The organism is Photobacterium frigidiphilum, assembly GCF_003025615.1.
GTDB classification, from domain to species: Bacteria; Pseudomonadota; Gammaproteobacteria; order Enterobacterales; family Vibrionaceae; genus Photobacterium; species Photobacterium frigidiphilum.
Window position 1 is genome coordinate 1 of the sequence record NZ_PYMJ01000006.1, and the last position, 17223, is coordinate 17223.

A 17223-nucleotide genomic window follows, 5' to 3' on the forward strand; every position below is an offset into this window, starting at 1 on the left:
GTCACGAGTTCGAGCCTCGTGTGTCGCTCCAAATTGAAAAGCCCAATCAGAAATGATTGGGCTTTTTGACGTTTGTAGCATATTAAAAAGAGTCTCGACGCGTTATCTCAACAATCATTAGCTCAGCAGGTAGAGCGCAATCTTGCCAAGGTTGAGGTGCTAAAAAATTATCCATTAACAAACTGCTGCAAAGGTACACGTTCTTGTAAAAACGTACGGTAAATCCTCACGCCAATTATACCACCCAATAAACCTGCGACAGCAGCAGCAGATGCGGCCATGAATAAGGTTGATGGTGGGTTGAAAGCAATTGAGGCTAATAAACCGGGAATAGGAGCAGCACTGCCGGGTGCATCATTGATGATGCCGAAATACGCGGCGATTGTGCCAGCGAAGGCACCACCTATGAAATTCGACATGAAAATAGGTACAGGATTACGGGTAACTATATGTGCCTGAGTTAAAGGCTCTAACATTACACTCACTGTATTGCATGATTTACCCAATTTCAGAGTATGGAAAACATAACCGTTGGTAAACGAACCACCAACACAGGCCATTGCCGCAATCCCCATCGGTAGCCCTGTTAATCCGAGCATAGCGGTCAATGCCATTGAACTTAGCGGGGAAGTACATACCATTTTAATAAGCCCACCTAATAAGAAGCCCATAATCAGCGGTGACAATGAGGTTGCTTCAGTGATCATGTTAGCCAACGTTCCCATCAGTAAATCAAGGGCTGGACTAATAAAGAAGCCGACTAATCGTGCTAGTGGGGCAATAATTAACACACCTAGAATAACGTCGATACCTTCTGCTAAATATTTTTTAAATAGAGGGGCAATGAACGAGAATAAATAGCCGACAATGAAGCCTTCTAGAATACCTAAATGTATCATTGCCAAACCTGTAACCATCGCAAAGACAGGCTGTACACCTACACGGAGCATGACTAATGTGGCCGCAGCGACACCTCCCATACCACCAACGAGGTTACCAAATTCGGCTAAGTAACCAATGCCTAATAAGTTACCCATAACGTACTTATGAATAGCTTCGACGAGAAATGTCGCGATAGCGGCATCTGCTAACCCACTCATTGCTGCACTACCGTGGGGTGCTTTAAAGCTAAAAAGTGAAAATAATGCCAGAGCCATTAAAAGTGCTGTAATTCCTAATAAAATTTCCATGGTCTTTCCTTACCATACAAGCGACTTCTGATATGAATAACACCATTTACAGGTGATATTCACCTAGCAACCTCGCTTAACGCTGCGAGTTGCTATATTGATATAGATTTATAGAGAGGCTGAAAATGAGAAATGCGACCAGGGTCAGGACCAGACGGAATAAAACGAATAGGGTAGTACAGAGGTGAAATTAAAAAGAGATAGCTGCGCAAACTGCTAGCATCAATATTGACTCAATATATGTTCATATGCGTCACCATGTTTGAATACATTGCGTGAAGAACAAAAGGGTATTGTGTAATAGAGCTACCGTAGCACAAGCAAGTTGGTTGGTTTTTGAGCTAGTTCATATTCCGTAAAACTCATAGATATAAGTGTGGGTTCATATGGTTGATTAGGCTGAGTATCTTTTACTTGTTGGAAAGTAATACTGAGTTTTATGGGTAAATGCTGCTGAATTAGTCATCAGTGTGCTATTTGGTGGTGTTTTGTATTGATGCGATTGAAATATTGAGTTCTTATATAAATAGCACTTGTTTTTTAAATCGTGATTGTGTTACTTTCTGCCCAATCTCGAGTGAATTGTACTGAGACACATGCGTTATGACGATATCAAATAAGTGTGTCGTAACGTGCCGTAGGTACTAACGAACCAATCGTTAGTAGAAGGGCATTAATAGAGCAAACCTGCATAAAATAAAGCAGGTGCATATTGAAGGAACCCAACAGTGAATATACCAACATTATCTATGCAACTTACATTCGTCTTGCCTAACTGCAGTATTATTACTGAGCCTTGATCTTTCCTTAAAAAACACGAGTAACTTACTCTCTTTGTTAATTCGCATATTGGCACAATTGAATATTGTCTCTTAAAAAGGCTTTTTCAATATTCCAATGATGATGCGGGTTAAGTGCATCAATAAATCAGTATCTTATGAATTATTGATTGTTGCAGAAGAACTTTTTATCAGCTTTTTCTGGTGAAATTTATACGCATAAGTTCATTCGATCCTCTAGGAATACCACTTTCGTTATGCCTGAACGTTCAGCATCTCTCTCGATTGTTTGTATCTCTATTAGATCTCGATAAGAACTCGAATACATATAACGATATGAATTATTCGATGCGTAACGTGATGATTTAATGGAAATGAAAATGAACAATGTGTTTGATTTAGACGAACTGAAGCTAGCTTCTAATATCCCTGTCGTTCACGAGTTATATGACTTAACACCCGATGAACTTTTGCTTAGCCAAGAGCATTATGAATCAGAGGTGCGTTCATATCCAAGACGCTTACCTCTAGCTATCGCAAAAGCGGCTGGTGTTATGGTTGAAGACACCCGTGGTCAACTCTTTATTGATTGCCTTGCTGGTGCTGGCACACTTGCGCTTGGTTATAATCATCCAGAAATTAATCAAGCGATTATTGACCAGCTACAAGCGGGTTTGCCTTATCAGACGTTGGATATAACAACACCCACAAAAGATAAATTTATCAGAGAAGTCATGAGCTTCCTTCCTGATGAATTTGCGAATAATGCGTGTATCCAATTCTGTGGTCCATCGGGTGCTGATGCTGTTGAAGCAGCTATTAAACTCGCGAAACAAACAACTGGTCGAAACACGATGGCTGCGTTTCATGGTGCATACCATGGTATGACAAACGGCACGATGGCAATGATGGGTAACCTAAGTACCAAATCACGTCGTCAGGGGCTGATGTCAGATGTCCATTTTTTACCATTCCCATATAGCCTACGTTGTCCGTTTGGTTTAAAAGGCGACGAAGGTGCCAAGCAAAGTTTACGTTATATCGAGCGTATGCTGAGCGATGATGAAAGTGGTGTTCAAAAGCCTGCTGCAATTATCGTTGAACCCGTGCAAGGCGAAGGTGGTGTTATTCCTGCCCCTGCATTCTGGTTACAAGAATTACGCCGCATTACTAAAGAGCAGGGCATCCTACTTATTTTGGATGAAATTCAATGCGGTATTGGTAAAACAGGCCATAATTTTGCCTTTGAAGAAGCTGGCATAACGCCTGATATTCTGTGTTTGTCTAAAGCCGTTGGTGGCGGACTACCTATGTCGCTACTTATTTTTAATAAGTCGATCGATACTTGGCTTCCTGGTGAACATACAGGCACATTCCGCGGTAACCAGCTTGCGATGGCAACAGGTGCGACAGCATTACAAATCATTCGTCGTGATAATTTGGTCGATCATGCTCAAAAAGCTGGGCAGTATTTACGCGAAGGCATCGAACGCATAGCTCAATACACGGATTGTATTGCTGAAGTTCGTGGTAAAGGCTTGATGTTAGGTGTTGAAATTGTAAAACCTAACGGCGCTAAGAATAAATTTGGTGAACCTGAAGCTGATCCAGAATTAACGGTTAACATTCAACGTGCAGCTCTTGAACGTGGATTGATTATCGAAAAAGGTGGTCGCCAGGGCTCTGTACTGCGTTTCCTTCCTCCTCTTATTATTACTTTCGAGCAAATTGACTTTGTGCTTGATGCGTTAAGCAAAGCGATTATTGCAACGGCTGGTCCGGCTAAAATTGTTGAGCCTGTAACGGCTAATGATCAAGACGATTGGCGTTCATACTTCATCCATACCGGTGAAGGTGGTGCTGATCAGTTTGAAAAAGTACTGAATCAGACGACACAAGTTCTGAAAAATGTATTTGAAGGGACAACGGCACCCTATTCAGGGTTAGATCCTGAAGTCTTGAAATCGATGATTTATAACATCGATCTTGATCACCAGCAGCTTCCGATTGAAACGGTTATTGAGCAAACTGGCGAGCTTATCGCTAAAAACTCAATCATGGTGCAACATCCACATTGTATTGCTCATCTACATACGCCACCTTTATTGTCGGCAGTTGCCGCTGAAGCCTTTATTGCGTCGTTAAACCAATCGATGGATTCATGGGATCAGGCGAGTTCAGCAACATTTGTAGAGCAAAAAGTTGTCGATTGGTTATGTGGTGTTTATAACCTGGGTGAACAAGCGGATGGTGTATTCACCAGTGGCGGCACTCAAAGTAATTTGATGGGGCTGCTATTAGCCCGTGATTGGGCGGCAGATACTATTTCTGGTCACAATATCCAGAAAGATGGCTTGCCAGAGTATGCATCGAAAATGCGCATATTGTGCTCGAAAAAATCACACTTCACCGTGCAAAAATCAGCGTCATTAATGGGGCTAGGTGAACACGCAGTAGAGTGTGTTGATACCAACCCTGATGGCACCATTAAGATTGCAGCCTTGATAAAAACGGTAGAAACACTAAAGAATGAAGGCTTATTGCCATTCGCTTTAGTTGGCACAGCAGGTACAACTGATCACGGCGCGATTGATGATTTAGCCAATATGGCTGACATTGCAGAACAACATAACCTGTGGCTGCATGTTGATGGGGCTTACGGTGGTGCACTGATTCTTAGTCGTCACAAAACACGTTTACACGGTATTGAAAAAGCAGATTCCGTGAGTGTGGACTTCCACAAATTATTCTTCCAACCAATCAGCTGTGGTGCAGTATTGCTTAAAGACAAAGAGAACTTTAAGTACTTATTACATCATGCCGATTATCTGAATCGTGAAGATGATTTACTGCCAAACCTTGTTGATAAATCGATTGCAACAACGAAGCGTTTCGATGCATTAAAAGTATTGATGACAATGCAGTGTGTTGGTACGCAAGCCCTTGGTGGTATGTATGATCACCTGTTAGGGCAAACACAGCAAGTTGCCGACTTGGTCAATAATCGCAATGAATTTGAATTACTGGCAGACCCTGCATTATCAACGGTGCTATTCCGTTATGTGGGTGAAAAGCTAGATACCGATATCGACGCATTGAACAAAAAACTCCGTATAGAGGCACTCGTTAAAGGTGTTGCTGTACTGGGCGAAACGGTTGTCGACGGTAAGGTTGCGTTAAAGTTCACGATTCTAAATCCTTGTTTAACTATGGCTGATTTTGAGTTATTGCTAAATAATATCAATCAGTTGGCTTTAACGTTATAACGTGAAACAGATAAAGCATTTCTCCTCACTTTTATCGGTGAGGGGAAACATCATGATATCAGGCGACTTATATACGTTGCCGAACATATTTCAAAGAACAAATAGACGGAATACAAAGAATATGGCTATTTTACAAATTGGTGCAGGTGGTGTTGGTTGGGTTATCGCGCATAAAGCGGCTCAGAATAATGACGTATTGGGTGATATCACCATTGCATCTCGTACAGTTAGCAAGTGTGAAAAAATCATCGAGTCAATTAAAGGGCGTAATAACCTAAAAGACACGACTAAAAAACTAGAATCACGTGCAGTAAATGCAGATGACGTTGATGCACTAGTTGCACTGATCAAAGAAGTTCAGCCTGATTTAGTGATTAATGCGGGTCCTCCTTGGGTTAACGTTGCCATTATGGAAGCGTGTTACCAAGCCAAAGTATCTTACCTTGATACATCTGTAGCGGTCGATCTGTGCAGTGAAGGTCAGCAAGTTCCTGAAGCTTATGACCCACAGTGGGCATTCCGTGAAAAATTCGCAGAGGCGGGTATCACAGGTATTCTTGGTGCTGGTTTTGATCCAGGTGTTGTAAGTGTATTTGCTGCTTACGCGGTTAAGCATTTGTTCGATGAAATCGACACAATCGATGTAATGGACGTGAATGCCGGTGATCACGGTAAGAAATTCGCAACGAACTTTGACCCAGAAACAAACATGCTAGAAATTCAAGGTGATTCTTTCTACTGGGAAAACCAAGAGTGGAAACAAGTACCTTGTCATACACGTATGCTTGAGTTTGATTTCCCTAACTGTGGCAACCAGAAAGTGTATTCAATGGCGCACGATGAAGTGCGTTCAATGAAAGAGTTTATTCCTGCGAATCGTATCGAATTCTGGATGGGCTTTGGTGATACTTACCTGACTTACTTTAACTGTATGCGTGATATTGGTCTGTTAAGTCCAAATCCAGTAACGCTGCAAGATGGTACTGTTGTAGAGCCGCTTAAAGTACTGAAAGCTATTTTGCCAGATCCAACATCATTAGCACCGGGTTACACCGGTTTAACGTGTATCGGTACTTGGGTTCAAGGTATTAAAGATGGCGAGCCACGCAGCGTCTTCATCTATAATAATGCCGATCATGAAGTTGCTTACAAAGATGTTGAACACCAAGCGATCTCTTACACGACAGGTGTACCAGCCATTACAGCGGCACTTATGTACTTCCGTAACGAGTGGAGCGGTAAAGGTGTATTCAACATGGAACAGTTGAACCCAGACCCATTCCTAGAACTAATGCCAACAATCGGCCTTGATTGGCATGTACAGGAATTGCCAGTAGCACAGCCTGAGATTAAGATTCTGAAATAACGCAGATTGGTGCGCCTTGTTCTGGTCTCCGCGCTTGTGCCTGACAAAGCACCTTGGGGTAACATGGGTATATAGCCGTTATATTGAATTAATCATTAGAGCCGGTGTGTAAGCATCGGCTTTATTCCGTCTACGCGGGTAGTAAAAATGCAGAAGAATGAGTTAAAAACGCCTTACTTTATGATTGATGAAAGTAAGCTTGTAGCTAATTTAGAAAAAGCAAAGCTGTTAAAAGAGCTTTCGGGTGTGAAGTTGGTATTGGCACTGAAATGCTTTTCTACATGGGGTGTGTTTGATCTTATTAAGCCGTACCTTGATGGCACGACGAGCAGTGGTCCTTATGAAGTAAAGCTAGGCTATGAAACGTTTGGCGGTGAAACACATGCTTACAGCGTGGGTTACAGTGAAGATGATGTGAAAGACGTCGCGGAAATCTGCGATAAGATGATTTTCAACTCGCAAAATCAGTTAGCAGCTTATCGTCATTTGGTTGAAGGCAAGGCATCTCTAGGTTTACGCCTAAACCCTGGTGTTAGCTATGCAGGGCAAGATTTAGCTAATCCTGCGCGTCAATATTCACGCCTTGGGGTGCAGTGGGATCATATTGATGCCGCTGTCTTTGATAATCTTGACGGTGTTATGTTCCACATGAACTGTGAGAACAAAGATGAAGACGCATTCATTGGATTATTAAATGATATCTCAGATAAGTTTGGTAAGCATTTAGATAAACTAGACTGGGTGAGTCTTGGCGGTGGGGTATTCTTTACTTGGCCGGGTTATAACATCGAAAAGCTTGCAGCTGCCCTGAAAACGTTTTCTGAAAAGCATGGTGTTCAGTTATACCTTGAACCCGGTGAAGCCATTATTACAAAAACCGCCGATCTTGTGGTGACAGTAGTAGATATTGTTGAAAATGAAATAAAAACGGCAATTGTAGACAGTGCAACAGAAGCACACCGTTTAGATACGCTAATTTATGATGAACCAGCCTCGATTGCAGAAGCCAGCGAGCAGGGTGGGCACCAGTATGTTATTGGTAGTTGTTCTTGTTTAGCCGGTGATCAGTTTTGTGTAACCCAGTTTGATGAGCCATTGAAGATTGGACAGCGTTTACACATCACAGATAGTGCAGGCTACACAATGGTGAAATTAAACTGGTTTAATGGTTTGAAGATGCCATCTATTTACTGTGAACGTGCAAATGGTGAAATAGATAAACTGAATGAATTCGGTTACGACGATTTTAAACGATCTTTGTCACAATGGTCGGTGTCATAAACGTTTAAGTACTAACGTTTAAGCCCATTAATATAAAGAAGATCGGTAAACGGTCTTTTTTTATGTTTTTGAAAACGTTATTTTTGGCTGTAACAGGGGCTTTATTTCTAATTCCCCAATGGCGGCGTTAATTTAAGCGAATTTAGCGTTGTTTTTAGCAGGTTTAGATAAAAAATAATCAGTTGAATTAAAACAATAAAATTTCCTATTGACTCATTTTCTGAATCAAGTAAAGTACGTGCCATACCGCAACGGGGTAACCCATTAACGGTTAGCGATTGAAAGATTGCTTACTTCTTAACGAAGTATTAGCTTGAAAAATATGGCGCGTTGGCAGAGTGGCTATGCAGCGGATTGCAAATCCGTGTACCTCGGTTCGACTCCGGGACGCGCCTCCAAATTTTGTACTAACGGTCACGTTACATTGGCAGACCGTTATAAAGATGGTGTCTAACCGCTTTTTATAAAGCACATTGGTTAGGAGCATCGCAATAAAGAATTGCGTGCCCTGGTGGTGGAATTGGTAGACACAAGGGATTTAAAATCCCTCGGCGTTCGCGCTGTGCCGGTTCAAGTCCGGCCCGGGGCACCATCTATTAAAGTCTATATCGAAAGATATAGCATGCGACACTAGCTCAGCTGGTAGAGCGCAACCTTGCCAAGGTTGAGGTCACGAGTTCGAGCCTCGTGTGTCGCTCCAAATTGAAAAGCCCAATCAGAAATGATTGGGCTTTTTGACGTTTGTAGCATATTAAAAAGAGTCTCGACGCGTTATCTCAACAATCATTAGCTCAGCTGGTCGATCGCAGCCTTGCCAAGGTTGAGGTCACGCCTAAGCCTTGAAGATCGGGAGCCTCGTGTGTCGCTCCAAATACGAAGCCCTAGCAGAAATGTTAGGGCTTTTTATTGTTTAAAATTTGAGTAGAGTCTATACACATCTTCAATGTGTCACTTGCACAGCTGCACGCACAGCAGTTTGTTGCTGTCGTGAATCAGAATACTTCCATAACCAATTCATCAAAATTTCAAAGTCCCGAAAGAAAAGCTGGCGTCATAACATTGCTAGGCTCAACCTATTTCTTAATAGCAGTAGGGAACTTAATAAAAAGCCAGAGCATAATGCTCTGGCTTTACGTTTTAATGGCAGCAGCTACAATTGCGTTTGTATTTACTCATCTTACCAATCCCTGGGTTAAAGGTGTTGGTTGGGTCCAACTTATGATAAAACTCCTGCAATGTGTTTTCAGCCTCATAAAGGTGACCAACATTATGCTCGGCAGGATATTTTGCCCCTTTTTGTTCAAGCAATTCCAACATCATTTTCTTCATTTTCTTGGTGTCAGTGCCTTTCTTGAAGATATAGTCTTGATGGAATACATGACACATAAAATGACCGTAATAAAGTGATGTCACCATGTTTTTGGTTATCTCTTCTGGTAGTTCTTCTACCCATCCACGGTCATTACGGCGAAGCGCTATATCAAGTGCGACTATCTCTTCAACTTCATTTCTGTGGATAGTTTCGTAACGAATAGCTGCTCCTGCTGCTGCAAAACGATGTAGCAGTGCTTTTTTTCCTTCGTCTGCAGTACATGCAAAGTAGCTACCACCTGAGCCTTCTCCCCAGTTCTTTTCTAGGTAAGCTTTTGCTTCTTCAATTCCCTCATCACTCATTTTTAATATTAGGTGGTGTTGATACTTGTTACGGAAATCCAGCATGCGTTTTGGCAGGTGCTGAGGGAACAATTTACTCACGTAGTACAAAATGGTATCAGGTAAGTATTTGCTCACATAAGGAATACGACCTAAAAAGTTCTCTACTTTGGCTTTTAGTGCAAAGAATTTCGGTAGACTTTCGGTGCCTAAGTAATTGATTGAAAGGAAAACATCTTTACCGTATTTTTCTGAAAGATTGAAAATGTCACGGTGCATGTACTCACCCATTTCTGGTAAATTATCAAACTTAGATAAAATATCTCTTCTTAGCTGAGTCAGTTTTTCGGCGTCATCAGTACCAATATAAAAAACCTGCTCTTTTTCAGTAACTGGGTAGCTGTCTACTCGAACAGCAAAAATTCCTAACTTACCAGCACAACCACTGGCCTCGTATAGTCGGCGCTCATCAGCGTTAAACCGCGATGGAATATCAGAGTCTACATCACGAACGCGCGCTTCATATTCACGGTCAGAAGCCATACCTACATCATGCTGGATGTTTTCCAGTTTAATGTTGCCGTTTTGAATGTTGGTTAAGATCTCCTCAGGCGTCTCACCTAGTCCGTCAATCCCTAAGTGGTTAACGAGGTGTAATTTACCTTCTTTATCTACTTGAGCGAATAACGACAATTCAGTATAAGCAGGCCCGCGTTTAACCAGTGCACCACCAGAGTTATTGGCAATGCCACCAACAACTGTTGCACCAATAGAAGAGGATCCAATGACAGAGTGCGGCGCACGCTTTACTTTTTTTAGTTCTTTTTCTAGGCTGTGTAGGCTTGTGCCCGGCATACATACAGCCTGCTTGCCGCCATCTAAAAGATGAATCTGTTTCATTTGAGTAATATTAATGATTACCACTTCTCTGTCGTAATCACTGCCGCTTGGTGCTGAACCTTCTGTTAGTCCAGTTTTTGCCGCTTGCATAATAATAATGCAGTTTGATTCAACGCATGACTTAATGACATTCCACTGTTCTAGTAAAGTTGTCGGAAATACAACTGCAAGGGCTTCGCCTTTCCCCGAACGAAAACCTGAACGGTAATATTCGGTTTCTTTAATGCGGGTTAAAACGTTTTTTGTTCCAACAAGTGATTGGAACGTCTTTATTAGCGTATGGTTTTCCATAACAATCCTTTACTACAGTGTGTCTTAAGTTGTAATAGTGTAAACATTTATTCATCCGTACATCTACGATGAATATATTCGGATGTGTTTTTTACATGAATTTAAAATTATGTAATGCTTACGAAATTTAATTTTTTATTTATAAGATACAACAAGGTAGCTAGATGTTCAGCTAATGTTAACAACTGACTATTCATTATTTTGCAACGGTAAGTTTCAAAAGTGCAAATAAATAATAACTGATAAATTATATTTTGAGCCAAAACAGACGATAAATAGAGAGTGTTTTATTCTGATGTGGCATTTACGTGAGGCTACGAGGGGGGGAGGGTATTAATTGAGCTTGTGATATTCATCAATAATCATACAGTTAGTTTTGTAATTAAATAACGAGTAAGTTGCGTATTATCATTTTATGATATATTTTGTTGTAATATAACACCATTACATATAGTAATGATAATTACTTATAACTTGAAAAGTCTAGAAATAGTAAAATTTTAAGTTATCACTTTTATTTATTAGTAAAGATATAGAACATGATTGTTTCCTGTTTATGTATAATAAGAGGGCGATATTTATACTATTTGTTTATTGCAGCCTTGTTATCAAAGGTCTTGTGGCAAATTATATATTTTTTAACAAAATAACTTATATTTACTAATGCCTCCTGTAGCAAAAAAGAGGCATAGCCATTACTTTTTTTCGCTTTAGAATATCTTCCCCACATAAAACAGCTGATAGAAAATTACTATTCTAAATACAGCCTGTAATGAAAATAACAAAATTATAAACATGGCAGCTAACTTAAGAAATATCCTAATTTACCGGGTAACTAGCTAGCCAAACACATGGAGTGGAAGATCATGACGTCCTTATTTTTATCCGTTATACCTATTGTCATCTTGATTTGGATGATGACAAAGAAAAATGGATTACCTTCGCACATTGCCTTACCAGTTACCGCTCTAATGGTAGGAACAATACAACTTTTTTACTTCGGTACAGACATCACATTAATTAGCGCCAACATCATTGCTGGTATTCTTTCTGCTATAACTCCAATTTCTATTGTTGCTGGCGCTATTTTATTAAACAGAATGATCTATCTTTCAGGCTCTGAAGATATCATTCGTCGTTGGCTCGAAGGGATCAGTCGAAACCAAGTAGCTCAGCTAATGATTATTGGTTGGGCATTTGCTTTCATGATTGAAGGTGCATCCGGTTTTGGTACCCCAGCTGCAATTGCTGCCCCGATTCTAGTGGGCTTAGGCTTTAATCCATTAAAGGTTGCCATGTTGGCCCTAGTCATGAACTCTGTGCCTGTATCATTCGGTGCTGTAGGTACGCCAACATGGTTTGGTTTTTCCAACCTAGGGTTAGATGATGCAACCTTACTTGATATAGGTAAAACCACTGCTTTAATCCATTTTGTAGCCGCATTTATCATTCCGCCAATGGCGCTTCGTTTCATCGTTAGTTGGAATGATATCCGCAAAAATTATCTGTTTGTATTAATTAGTACTTTGTCATGCACTGTTCCATATTTCCTACTTGCACAATGGAATTATGAGTTCCCAGCACTTGTTGGTGGCGCTATTGGTTTGATTGTTTCAGTTATTGTTGCGCGTTTCGGCTTAGGTTTAGCAAAAGAACAGCACAGTGTTACCCAAACTGTTTTTGCTGGTGATGCTGCAGCTTTTGGTGAAGTGAACGCAGTTAATATGACAGCTACTGATTCTCGCTCGACAGAAACCCGTTCATCAGAGAAACAAAGCGTACAAAGTCAAAGTGTGTCGTCGGCACAAATTTTTAAAGCGATGACGCCAACGATTTTACTTATTGTCATTCTTATTGTTACTCGTATTAAGCAATTCGGTATTAAGTCGATACTGACTGATAGCACAGAAATATTTTCTCTATCATTTGGCCCACTAGGTGACTTCAGCCTAAGTAAGGCATTGATTGTTAAACTGAGCCATATTCTTGGAACCGATGTATCTTGGGCTTATAAGACACTTTATGTACCAGCACTGATACCTTTCCTTCTGGTGGTATTGATTTCTATCCCGCTGTTCAAGTTGCAAGGAAACATCGTTAAGCAAATGTTTTCTGAAACAGCGAGCCGAATCAAAATGCCATTTATCGCGTTGGTTGGTGCATTAATTATGGTGAAGCTGATGATGACTGGTGGTGAGAACTCACCGATCATGACTGCAGGTCAAGCCTTCTCTGATCTTATGGGTACAAGTTGGCAATATGTTGGTGCCTATTTAGGTGCACTTGGTGCCTTCTTCTCAGGCTCTGCAACTGTGTCTAACCTGACTTTTGGTGCTATTCAGCAAACAATTGCAATTAATGTTGGCTTGCCACAAACCACAATTTTAGCCTTGCAGTCAGTCGGTGGGGCTATGGGTAACATGGTGTGTATCAATAACATCATTGCCGTATCAACCATTTTAGGTATCGCCAATAAAGAAGGCTTTATTATTAAGCGTACTGTCGTTCCGATGATTGCTTACGGCATTGTGGCTGCAATCATGAGTACCATAGTGTAAACGCATCAGACCTAATGGAAAAAGCGAGGTGATAGTTTCGATCATCTCGCTTTTTCTTTATGATCGAGGACTAAAAGTTATCTTCGTGTTTCTGATAACACTGATAAAGGTGCTCTATAAATAATTTTACTTTGATCGGCTGGTGCCGAGTGTAAGGGTACATGGCATAAATACCTAAGCACTTAGCGACTTGCTCTTGTAGCACTTCAATTAAACTACCTGCTTTTAAATCTTCCGCAACCAGCACTTTAGGGACATAAACAAGCCCTTGCCCAAACAAAGCTGCGCGACGTAATGCAGATGCATTATTAGTCGTAAAATTACCATTCACCTTAATGGTATAAGGTTTATTTTTACCTTTGAACAGCCATTCTTTTGCCCCAGTTTCTTGGTAGCTATAAGCGAGGCAATTATGATTGACCAGTTCAGATGCTACTTTTGGTACCCCATTGCGAGCAAAGTATTCAGGTGCACCACAAATAACCCAATGAGCATCAACGAGTCTTCTGGCTATAAAACTTGAATCTGGCAATTCACCCGTTCGGATCGCAAGGTCAAATCCTTCTTTCACAATATCAACAAACCGATTGTCTAAATCCATATCAATGTGAATTTCTGGGTATTTAGCACTAAACTCTGATATTGCTTTTGGTAATAGCAGTTCACCAGAAATAGTTGGAACGGTAAGACGAATGGTGCCAGTTAAGCTTTCTCCTAATCCGCTCATGGCTTCTTCAGCATTTTGGACCGAATAATAAACTTCTCTCGCATGGCCGAAAAAAACCTCGCCCGCTTCGGTAAGCGTTAACTTACGAGTCGTTCGATAGACCAGCTGCACGCCAAGATCTTGTTCTAAACGGGTTATCCGCTTACTAACGACAGATTTTGTTAGCCCAACTTGATCGGCGGCTTTGCTGAATGAGCCTTGCTCAATTAAATGGTAAAAGATTAAAAAATCATCTGTATTTCGCATTATTAGTATACTTTTTGCAACGAAATTAATTAAGTGTGGCAGTATATCAACCAATGAGACAATATTAAATGCCACTAAAGGTGGTAAATAGATGTCTTACTGTATTTAATCAATTCAAGGTTCAGGTTTAAGCGTCTGAACGAGCTCTGTAACTCTGGATACCAATGAGAGAGCATTTTTTGTTAATGGATATGAATGGTTAGTACAAATTGGTCATGTGCAATCTTTGTGCTAACTGATCGCCACTCGCACAGTACAGTTTGCTTTTTAATTGATTGATTAATAAAGTTAAATTTTAGGTTGAGGTCATGTCTAGCTTCTCGAAGATCGGGAGCCTCGTGTGTCGCTCCAAATACGAAGCCCTAGCAGAAATGTTAGGGCTTTTTATTTATCTGAAATTAGATCCGCGCCAATTTCATCATCAATATGTCACCTGCCCAGCGGCACGCACAGCAGTTTGTTGCTGCCTTGAATCAGAATATTCCCACATCAAATTTTCTATATTTCTTTTTTTTACTATGATTGTTTTGTAGAGCTCATATGCAATAGGTTTAGTCGGTGTTATCATTTGACTTGTGTAGCCATGTAGGGGCTGAAGATGATGATAGAAAAGAAATATTTATTGATAGATGACTCCAATACCGCCATCTCAATCATGCGATCTATGCTCAATGTGGCTGGTATTTCTAATAATAGTATCGATAGTACGATGGATAGCCTCAAAGCTATCCGCTTATTAGCTGCCCACTCCTACGATATAGTGATTTGTGATTATAATATGCACCATCATATCGATGGAGGTCTCATTTTTGACGAAGTAAAACAACGTAGACTTCTTTCAAGCGATGGTGTCTTCATGTGTGTGACTGGTGACAGTACTCAGAAGGTGGTTACTCATCTCATTGAACTGGAACCTGATGATTATTTGGTAAAACCTTTCTCTGCGGCCATATTTATAAATCGGATTGAGATGGTATTAGCACGAAAATCGGCTTTGTATCCTTTATTACTGGCTGTTGATAATAAGGATTATCAAACAGCGACTGACCTTTGTAAGAGATATAGAGCGGATCACCCGTTGTATATAGGTTATATCGATAGAATAAACGGAGATTGTTTATTACGTTCAGAGCGGCATCTAGAAGCCAAAGTTTTCTATGAAAATGCCTGTAAGCATACTGATCATTTATGGCCAAGAATTGGTTTTGGGCAGGCTCTTAAAGGTTTAGGTGAACTGAAAAGAGCAGAGACTGTCTTTCGAGACATTTTGGCAAAATACCCGAAGCAGCCATTAGCGAGAAAGCATTTGGCTGGATGTTTGATAGCGAGTGAACGGTTGCCGGAAGCCCTTGAACAGTTTCACCTTCTGCACAAAGTTAATTCAGCAAACCCACTACGAGAACTCATCATTGCTAACCTTTATGCTGTTCTTCAACAACATCAGAAAGCAGCGATTGGATATTTGCGTTTTATTCAAAAGGTTACAGGGACAAGCCGTTATAGCTTCGGTGTATATTCTAATATTTCTGTTTCACTAATGCTTGCTAGTATATATACCGATGACAATTCTGAATATACCGAATTGCTGAATGAGGCAAGACACAATATTTACGAACAGAATATACATGGTGATACAGAGAAAGAACGTTATGAGAGTGAGATCGGTTCATTGGTTGGAGTCGCCATTCTGGCTTGTTTACATGGCGAAATCCAAGATTCTTTCACAATAGTTAGTAAAATTAACCTTCAAGAAAAGCCTATTGATGATTATTACACGGTGTTGAATATTGCTCGCTTGTATGGCTTTTGTGGCATGCCTGAACAATATGAAAAAACGATGCAGATCGCGAGAGGATTATGTTGGAAATCAGATGATGATGTATTAATACAAAGCCAGGTTAAGCTGCTTGAAGCCTGCCATGTTGAAATTAACCAGCGCTTAAAAGAAGGAGGTGAGCTGGTAGAAAAAGCCTTTGAAAAACGTAACAGTAATAATGCAATAGGGGCGTTAGAAGACGCCTATAGAGCTTTTCATATGGTACCTTTTCATTATCATCTATGTTTTTTGATTCTTGAACTGACAGCATTAGCGACGCCTTCCTTTTTGAAAACTGCAAATATCAAGGGAGTGATTTCGTCATGTAATTGGGTCTGCTGTAATGATACAAGACCGAGAAAAGAAGAGATCAAGCGAGCCAATGAGCTTTACAAACTAGCGTTAGAACGTGTCAATAAACTCTTGTAGCCAGTATCCCAATCTAATGTACAAAGCATTATCTAAACTGTTATTCCATTGATTAAACTTCGTTAATGAGTGAAATAAATTTATCTCATATACCGTCTTAATTCTGTGCTAATTGTTTTTTGTACTGGATCAATTTTGAGCTTTGTGGTGTGCATTTCTACTTCCCTGGCTTTTTTTTAACCGTTTGAATCAAATCAATAAAACTTCTTGTTGACTCATTATCTTAATCAGTTAAGTACGTCCCGTTCTTAGGGTTAACCGCTCTAGAGAAAAAGAATTTTGTACTAGCAGTCATGTTACAGTGGCAGACTGTTATAAAGATGGTGTCTGACCGCTTTTTATAAAGCACATGGTTAGGAGCATCGCAATAAAGAATTGCGTGCCCTGGTGGTGGAATTGGTAGACACAAGGGATTTAAAATCCCTCGGCGTTCGCGCTGTGCCGGTTCAAGTCCGGCCCGGGGCACCATCTATTAAGTCTGAGATTCTCTGAAAAGAGAGAGTTCAGCATGCGACACTAGATCAGCTGGTAGAGTACAACCTTGTCAAGGTTGAGGCTAGTTTCTCGAAGATCGGGAGCCTCGTGTGTCGCTCCAAATACAATCTATGTAGTGGTATGCCCCGTTTTTTCATCACAAATTTGTTTTATGCTTGTATTTCAAATAGCTTCTTCTTAGTTATCACCTTCCAATAACCGACATTTCTGACGTAAAATTCAAATT

Annotated in this window: 8 protein-coding genes and 5 tRNA genes; 10 read left to right on the forward strand and 3 right to left on the reverse strand. The window is 40.6% G+C overall.

All coding sequences use genetic code 11. The features are described from left to right. Positions 1-167: 167 nt before the first annotated feature. Entirely contained in the window at positions 168-1190 is a 1023-nt protein-coding gene (locus C9J12_RS07595) for a PTS sugar transporter subunit IIC (RefSeq protein WP_107242153.1), read from the reverse strand. 1159 nt (positions 1191-2349) lie between these two features. Between C9J12_RS07595 and C9J12_RS07600 the strand changes: the two genes are divergently transcribed. From C9J12_RS07600 to C9J12_RS07625, 6 genes are all read left to right on the forward strand, one after another. Further along, positions 2350-5235 (forward strand): pyridoxal phosphate-dependent class III aminotransferase, encoded by a 2886-nt coding sequence (locus C9J12_RS07600; protein ID WP_107242154.1) that lies wholly within the window; start codon positions 2350-2352, stop codon positions 5233-5235. 121 nt (positions 5236-5356) lie between these two features. Next, positions 5357-6601: a carboxynorspermidine synthase gene (locus C9J12_RS07605; protein ID WP_107242155.1), complete on the forward strand. Its 1245-nt coding sequence runs from the start codon at positions 5357-5359 to the stop codon at positions 6599-6601. Positions 6602-6748: 147 nt separating this feature from the next. Continuing rightward, positions 6749-7882: a carboxynorspermidine decarboxylase gene (gene nspC / locus C9J12_RS07610; RefSeq protein WP_107242156.1), complete on the forward strand. Its 1134-nt coding sequence runs from the start codon at positions 6749-6751 to the stop codon at positions 7880-7882. Between the two features lie 324 nt (positions 7883-8206). Beyond that, a tRNA-Cys gene (locus C9J12_RS07615) sits at positions 8207-8280 on the forward strand. Between the two features lie 107 nt (positions 8281-8387). Next, positions 8388-8474, forward strand: a tRNA-Leu gene (locus C9J12_RS07620). Positions 8475-8506: 32 nt separating this feature from the next. Next, positions 8507-8582, forward strand: a tRNA-Gly gene (locus tag C9J12_RS07625). 437 nt (positions 8583-9019) lie between these two features. Here the strand turns inward: C9J12_RS07625 and dld are convergent. Next, the gene (gene dld, locus C9J12_RS07635; RefSeq protein WP_107242158.1) at positions 9020-10726 is read right to left on the reverse strand and encodes a D-lactate dehydrogenase; all 1707 of its coding nucleotides are present in this window, start codon (positions 10724-10726) and stop codon (positions 9020-9022) included. 866 nt (positions 10727-11592) lie between these two features. Between dld and C9J12_RS07640 the strand changes: the two genes are divergently transcribed. Continuing rightward, positions 11593-13284 carry an L-lactate permease gene (locus C9J12_RS07640; RefSeq protein ID WP_107242159.1) on the forward strand — a complete coding sequence of 564 codons (1692 nt, stop codon included), beginning with the start codon at positions 11593-11595 and terminating at the stop codon, positions 13282-13284. A gap of 70 nt (positions 13285-13354) precedes the next feature. Here C9J12_RS07640 and C9J12_RS07645 read toward each other — a convergent pair whose 3' ends face one another. Beyond that, entirely contained in the window at positions 13355-14257 is a 903-nt protein-coding gene (locus tag C9J12_RS07645) for a LysR family transcriptional regulator (protein ID WP_107242160.1), read from the reverse strand. Between the two features lie 598 nt (positions 14258-14855). Here C9J12_RS07645 and C9J12_RS07650 point away from each other — a divergent pair. The 3 genes from C9J12_RS07650 (at position 14856) to C9J12_RS07660 (ending at position 17097) form a co-directional block, all read left to right on the forward strand. Continuing rightward, entirely contained in the window at positions 14856-16502 is a 1647-nt protein-coding gene (locus tag C9J12_RS07650; RefSeq protein WP_107242161.1) for a response regulator, read from the forward strand. Positions 16503-16883: 381 nt separating this feature from the next. Continuing rightward, a tRNA-Leu gene (locus C9J12_RS07655) sits at positions 16884-16970 on the forward strand. A gap of 42 nt (positions 16971-17012) precedes the next feature. After that, a tRNA-Asp gene (locus tag C9J12_RS07660) sits at positions 17013-17097 on the forward strand. Positions 17098-17223: the final 126 nt, after the last annotated feature.